At 63.2% G+C, this 6472-nt stretch carries 5 protein-coding genes; 4 read left to right on the top strand and 1 reads right to left on the bottom strand.

Annotation, left to right across the window (positions count from 1 at the left end; all coding sequences use genetic code 11):
- Positions 1 to 238: 238 nt before the first annotated feature.
- The 4 genes from LB520_RS10420 (at position 239) to LB520_RS10405 (ending at position 5222) form a co-directional block, all read left to right on the top strand.
- Positions 239 to 1537, top strand: a complete 1299-nt coding sequence (locus tag LB520_RS10420) for a M24 family metallopeptidase (protein WP_224637432.1) — start codon at positions 239 to 241, stop codon at positions 1535 to 1537.
- A gap of 27 nt (positions 1538 to 1564) precedes the next feature.
- Positions 1565 to 2242, top strand: a complete 678-nt coding sequence (locus LB520_RS10415) for an isochorismatase family protein (protein ID WP_224637431.1) — start codon at positions 1565 to 1567, stop codon at positions 2240 to 2242.
- Complete coding sequence (locus LB520_RS10410) at positions 2239 to 3216, top strand: alpha/beta hydrolase (protein WP_263483668.1); 978 nt, start codon at positions 2239 to 2241, stop codon at positions 3214 to 3216. Before LB520_RS10415 ends, LB520_RS10410 begins: the two co-directional genes overlap by 4 nt.
- A gap of 365 nt (positions 3217 to 3581) precedes the next feature.
- Positions 3582 to 5222 (top strand): ABC transporter substrate-binding protein, encoded by a 1641-nt coding sequence (locus LB520_RS10405; RefSeq protein ID WP_224637429.1) that lies wholly within the window; start codon positions 3582 to 3584, stop codon positions 5220 to 5222.
- A 329-nt stretch (positions 5223 to 5551) separates the two neighbouring features.
- On the opposite strand, the gene LB520_RS10400 is transcribed toward LB520_RS10405, so the two are convergent.
- A complete protein-coding gene (locus tag LB520_RS10400; protein ID WP_224637428.1) occupies positions 5552 to 6334 on the bottom strand; it encodes a hypothetical protein in 783 nt (260 codons plus the stop codon).
- Positions 6335 to 6472 lie beyond the last annotated feature (138 nt).

Raw genomic sequence — 6472 nt, 5'->3', positions numbered from 1 at the left:
GGACCGAGCCATGCCACGGCCTGTCCGAAAGGACGACCAGGATTCATTCGGTCTCCTTCCCACTTCAACCATACACCAGAACCAACACACAGGATTCTATGGTCTGCGCTGCGTCGCTTCGCTCCTTGCTCGCCCTAGAATGACGAAGTTTTGATGCGGCATCCGGCACGACAATCGCGGAATTCCGCACAAGCCTAAAACCGTACCCGGCTATGTTCTCCGCAACAGGAGGCCTGCCATGAGCATCGTCGTATTCGACCCCGACAGCACCGAGGATGTGGACTTCAAGGACCGCATGCGCCATCCCGTCGCGGCCGATCCGGCCGGCGGCATGTGGCTTTCGGACACGGAGCCGTCCTTCATCGACGCCGACGCGCTGCGCAAGGGGCGGCTGGCCAAGCTGCGCGCCTGGATGCGCGAGGCGGGTTATGGCGGCGTCGTTTTGTTCGATCCATACAACCAGCGCTACGCCACCGGCTCGCGCAACATGTTCGGCTATTTCCTGCGCAACTCGACGCGCTATTTCTTCGTGCCCACCGAAGGGCCGGTGGTGCTGTTCGAATATCCGCAGAGCTATCATGTCTCGATGGTGCTCGACACGATCGACGAGGCGCGGCCGTCCAAGCTCGTCTGGTCGTCGGTGTCGGGCCGCGACGACGAGACCGCCGGGCCGTTCGCCGACGAGATCGCCGAGCTTCTGAAGAAGCATGGCGGCGGCTCGATGAAGCTCGGGCTCGACCGCTGCAGCCATCTGCAGGCGCTGGCGCTGGAAAAGCGCGGCTGCGAGGTGAAGGACTGCCAGGGCGAGATACTGGCGGTGCGCGCGGTCAAGACGCCGGAGGAAGTCAAATGCCTGCTGGCCTCGATGGCGGGCGCCGAGGCCGCGGTGGCGGCGGTGCGCGAGGCGATCAAGCCTGGCGTTTCCGAGAACGAGCTGTTCGCCATCATGTATGGCGAGGTGATCCGGCAAGGCGGCGAGTTCATCGAGACCCGGCTGCTCACCTCGGGACAGCGTACCAACCCGTGGTTCAATGAGGCGAGCGGGCGCAAGATCAGGCCGGGCGAGTTGCTGGCGCTCGATACCGACACGATCGGCTGCTACGGCTATTATTCCGACTTCTCGCGCACCTTCCGCTGCGGCCCGGGCAAGCCGACGCCCTATCAGAAATCGCTTTACCGCATGGCGCACGACCAGGTGCAGCACAACATCTCGATCGTGAAGCCCGGCATGGCGTTCCGCGAGATCGCCGAAAAAGCCTGGAAGATCCCGGACCGCTTCGTCGACCAGCGCTACACCTCGGTCATGCATGGCGTCGGCATGCATGGTGAGACGCCTTTCATCGCGCACGCGATGGACTACGAGACCTATGGCCGCGATGGCATCATCGTGCCCGGCATGGTGGTGAGCGTGGAAAGCTATATCGGCGAGAAAGGCGGTCGCGAGGGCGTCAAGCTCGAGGATGAGATTCTCATTACCGAGACCGGCACGGAATTGCTTTCGCGGTTTCCGTATGAAGACGAGTTTCTTGACAATTAGCGCCTACGCATCGACAGCACATTCCGCATGAAAACACCCGTTTCCATCCGACGCGGTACAGTGGCCGCGGTGTTCATCGATCTCCAGGAGGAGCATCGCAAGGACAAGCGCTATCTGGTCGAGGGTTTTGCCGACATCCTCGCCAATGTGCAGCGCCTGCAGGAGGCGGCGCGGCGCAACTTCGTGCCGCTCTATCATTGGGCGTATATCGTCGATCTCGCCGCGGCACGGCCGTTCCACCCAGTCGATGAAAGCGGCAAATCGGCCTTTTCCGACAAGGACGACCCGCTGACCGTAATCTGCCATGAAGTGGCGCCGCAAAATGGCGAAGCCACGCTGGTCAAGCAGGAAGCCAGCGCCTTCGCCAGGAACGATTTTGGCGACAAGCTCAAGACCTCGGGCATCGAATGGCTGGTGATTGCGGGCATTTGGACCGAGGCCTGCATCGACGCGACGGTGAAGGACGCGGTAGCGCGCGGCTTTCGCGTGCTTTTGGTCAAGGATGCCTGCGGCAGCGCCAGTGCCGCCATGCACCAGACCGGCATCCTCAACCTCGCCAACCGCCTCTATGGCGGCGCCGTCACCAACACGCTCGACGCCTGCCGGCTGTTGGCGGGAGACACCGTGAAGGTGTGGCAGGTCGAGGGCTCGGTGCCGCTGCGCTTCACCTTCGAGAACGCTGCGCAGCTATACGCCGAGCTTTGACGGCAGTGACTAAAGCCCAAACCGATCGGTCGAGCCGCGGCCAATATGCCGACCGGCTCGATCCGGAGTTGTGGGATTATGTCGACGAGGTCAACAGCTGGTACCCGCCGGAGATCGTCGCCGCGCCGATCGAGAAGCAGCGCGCGGTCTACAATCGGATGTGCGCGGCTTTTCATCAGGCTCGTCCCGAAGGCGTCACGACTAAAGACGGCCTCGTCGCGACGGCGACGCATCCGATCCCGGTGCGGCACTATCGCATGGCGGGCAAGGGGGCGGCGGCGACCGTCGTCTATTATCATGGCGGCGGTTTTGTCCTTGGCGACCTCGATAGCCATGACGACATCTGCGCCGAGATCTGCGCCGGCACCGGTTTCGAGGTGGTCTCGGCCGACTACCGGCTGGCGCCGGAGCATCTGCACCCCGCCTCCTTCGAAGATGCGCTGGCCGTGTTCGAGCGGGTCGCGGCGGCGAGCACACTGCCGATTGTGCTTTGCGGCGAAAGCGCCGGCGGCAATCTCGCCGCCGCGGTGGCGCAAGCGACGCGGCGCCGTGAAAGGCACGCTGTTGGCCAGATGTTGATCTATCCGGAGCTGGGCGGCGACGAAATCGGTCGCTCTTATGTCGAGCATGCCGAAGCGCCGCTGCTCAGCGTCAGCGACATCGAGTTCTACCGTCGCATCCGGTCCGCGCCCGGGCAGTCACAGGACGATCCAACGTTCTCGCCGCTTCGAGACCACGATTTCTCCGGCCTGCCGCCGACGATCATCGTCACCGCCGAATGCGATCCGCTGTCGTCGGACGGCGAAGTCTATCGCGAGCGCATCCTTGTCGCCGGCGGCCACGCCTGGTGGCGCGAGGAGCCGAGGCTGGTGCACAGTTTCTTGCGGGCAAGGATGACGGTGCCGCGCGCGGCGGAGGCGTTCGCGAGGATTGTTGCTGATGTTCACGCGCTCGGCGCAGCGACGGAGCGCTGATCTTCCCCTGGAGTCTTGAGAGAGATCCTGCAGGGCAGAGGGCCGGTGAAGGACCGCGGCCCCGGAAGATCAAGGTTCCTCGCCCCACGAAGTGGGGAGAGGTGGCTCGGCGAAGCCGAGACGGAGAGGGGAGCGCCCTACGAAGGCCCCCTCTCCGTCCGCTTCGCGGCCACCTCTCCCCCGCCTTCGGCGGGGGAGAGGAACCTAAGCTTGGTTACCTGCGGAACAGCGCACAAGAACTGCGGAAACCAAACCATTTCGTGGCGGAAAGCGGACCTATCATTCCCTCGCAGGCAACGGCGCTCCGGCGGACGCATCCGCCCCCGCATGGCGGCCCGGAGCGCCCAACAACAGAGGGAACGACGATGAAATTCATGCTGACCGACAGAAAACTGCACCCGCGTGCCAAGCCGATCGCCGACGATTTCAAGAAGGGCGCGATCAGCCGGCGCGAATATCTGGCCTTGATGGCCGGCTTCGGCGTCAGCACCGCAGGGGCCTTCGCCCTGGGCGGGATCGCTGCCTCGCCTGCCCGCGCCGCCGAGCCGAAAAAGGGCGGCGTGCTGCGCGTCGCGATGAACGTCAAGGGCTTTAAGGATCCGCGCACCTTCGACGGCGTCGAGATGTCAAATGTCGCGCGTCAGTGCAACGAATATCTGGTGCGCTGGAAAACCGACTTCTCCTTCGAGCCCTGGCTGCTGGAAAGCTGGGAGACCAGCGACGACGCCAAGACGATCACCCTCAATGTGCGCAAGGGCATCACCTGGTCGAACGGCGACATTTTCAACGCCGAGGACGTGATCCACAACCTCAACCGCTGGTGCGATGCCTCGGTCGCCGGCAATTCGGTCGCCGCGCGCATGGGCGCGCTGGTCAATGCCGACACCAAGAAACCTGTCGACGGCGGCATCCAGAAGGTCGATGACTACACCGTCAAGCTCAACCTGCCCAAGCCCGACATCTCGCTGATCGCCGGCATGGCCGATTACCCGGCGCTGATCATGCACCGCTCCTATGAAGGCGATGCCGATCCGAAGAAGGCTTTGGCCATCACTACCGGCCCTTGCGAGCTGGTGAGTTGGGACGCCGAGACGGGCGCGGAGGTGAAGCGCAAGGACAAGCCCTGGTGGAAGGGCGAATTCTATCTCGACGGCATAAAATGGGTCGACTACGGCTCCGATCCCAACGCCACGCTGTCCGCCTTCGAGTCCGGAGAGATCGACACCGACCACGAGACCACGGCGGATGCCGTGTCGCAGACCGACCAGATGGGCCTGCAGAATTCCGAGATCGCCACCGGCTCGACCATCGTCGCGCGCTTCAATGTCTCCAACGCGCCCTATGACGACCTCAAGGTGCGCCGCGCCGCCCAGCTTGCCGTCGACAATGCGGCCGTCCTGAAGCTCGGGCTCGACGGCCGCGGCAAGCCCGCCGACAACCACCATGTCGGCCCGATGCATCCGGAATTCGCCGATATCGGCCCGGCCAAACGCGATGTCGAACAGGCCAAGAAGCTTATTTCGGAATCCGGCAAGGCCGACCACGAATATGAGCTGATCTCGGTCGACGTCGAATGGCAAAAGAGCACCGCCGACGCGATTGCCGCGCAAATCCGCGAGGCCGGCCTGAAGATCAAGCGCACCGTGCTGCCGGCCGCGACCTTCTGGAACGACTGGGCCAAGTTCCCCTATTCCTGCACCGAATGGCTCGGCCGCCCGCTCGGCGTGCAGGTGCTGGCTTTGGCCTACAAATCGGGCGACGCCTGGAACGAAAGCGCCTATGCGAACAAGGAGTTCGACGAGCTTCTCGACAAGGCGCTTGCAACGCCGGATGCCACCCAGCGCAAGGAGATCATGGCCAAGATCGAGACCAACCTGCGCGACTCCGGCATCATCGTCCAGCCCTATTGGCGCTCGGTCTACCGCACCTATCGCAAGGGCGTGCAGGGCTGCGAACAGCACCAGGCGCTTGAGCAGCATTTCGAGACGGTGTGGCTGGAGTCCTGATCCTCCCAGGAGCGAGCGGCCGGCGCGACCTTCCCGTCGCGTCGGCCGTCTGCCATTTGCCAGCGATTGCCTTCAGCTCAGATTGCGTCGGCGGCGCCGATTGCTAGGAAAAGACGGCCAACAGTTTGTCGACGCCACCGCCCTCCTTCGTCAGCCGCAAGGCTATGTATGTGGTCGTCGCGACGGCAGGGCGAAAAAGCACACGGCGACCGCCAGCGAGAGAACTGGATTCCGTCCGATGAACGAGAGCGCATTGCCGACTACCCCGCCCAGCCGGAATTTACCGGCTGCACCTGGGCTTTCCAAAGCCATCGGGTGATCTCTGCTGCCTAGGAGAATATCTCCGCCAGTTCGTCGATGCTTGCGCCTTCTTTCGCCTGGCGCAGCTCGACATAGCTCACCGCGGTTGCGATCGAGAGCACCATCGAGACCACCGTCTGCACCAGCGCGGCGCCGATCTCGGCGATGATGCCTCCGAACAGCACCAGAACGAGCAGCATCCCCCACTGGATGATCATCGCGATGATGACGAGAATGAGGAACAGACCGAAAAGTCCCCAGCGGCTGCCCTTGGTGAGGACCCGGCTGCGCGACATCGAGCCGAACACGCCCCGCCGCTCCTGGATCAGGACCGGCACCGACATCGACCAGCCGAGCCAGAGGATAATGCCCGGCACGATCAACAGCATCAGGCCGATACCCGCACCGAGACCGACGAGCAGGCCGATGCCAAGCGTCGGCAGCAGAAAGCGGATCGCAATCTGGATGCAGTCACCAAAGGACGGACGCTTGCCATTGAGGTCCTCGATGGTCGCCCGCACCAGCGCCGACTGCAGCAGCAGCGCGCACACGAACGAAATCAACCCGGCGATGATGGTGATGTAGGAATTGCGAAACATGGCGCCTGGGTCGGCCATGGTGCCGGGGTCGCGCTGCATCATGGCGTCGATCTGCGGCTGGGTCCACAGCCTGATGAGCAATGCCGGCAGACCGGAAAACAAAGCCGCCAACCCAACGCAAAGTCCGAGGTTTCGGCCAATCACTCCGAAGGTGTTGCTGAATACCCTGCCGATCTCGAATCGGCCGGGTCGTCCCAATGTTGCAGTCGTCATGATAATTTTCCCCCGAGTCACCGCTGCGTTCATCGGCGACTTCAAAGTAAATTTGCCAAGATTGAAAGGCTACGTCCAGTGCGCTTGCAATTGTCATGGCGTATTGCCAGTGTCGGCCCCAAACCGCAGGTTGCAGGG

Origin of the sequence: Mesorhizobium sp. CA12 (assembly GCF_020165255.1) — a bacterium.
Classification (GTDB): domain Bacteria; phylum Pseudomonadota; class Alphaproteobacteria; order Rhizobiales; family Rhizobiaceae; genus Mesorhizobium.
This window is presented reverse-complemented; position numbering and strand designations above follow the sequence as displayed.

Bases quoted from the DNA above. Each gene is read 5' to 3' on its own strand.
- LB520_RS10400 (WP_224637428.1), bottom strand. From the start codon at position 6,334: ATGACGACTGCAACATTGGGACGACCCGGCCGATTCGAGATCGGCAGG.
- LB520_RS10420 (WP_224637432.1), top strand. From the start codon at position 239: ATGAGCATCGTCGTATTCGACCCCGACAGCACCGAGGATGTGGACTTC.
- LB520_RS10415 (WP_224637431.1), top strand. From the start codon at position 1,565: ATGAAAACACCCGTTTCCATCCGACGCGGTACAGTGGCCGCGGTGTTC.
- LB520_RS10405 (WP_224637429.1), top strand. From the start codon at position 3,582: ATGAAATTCATGCTGACCGACAGAAAACTGCACCCGCGTGCCAAGCCG.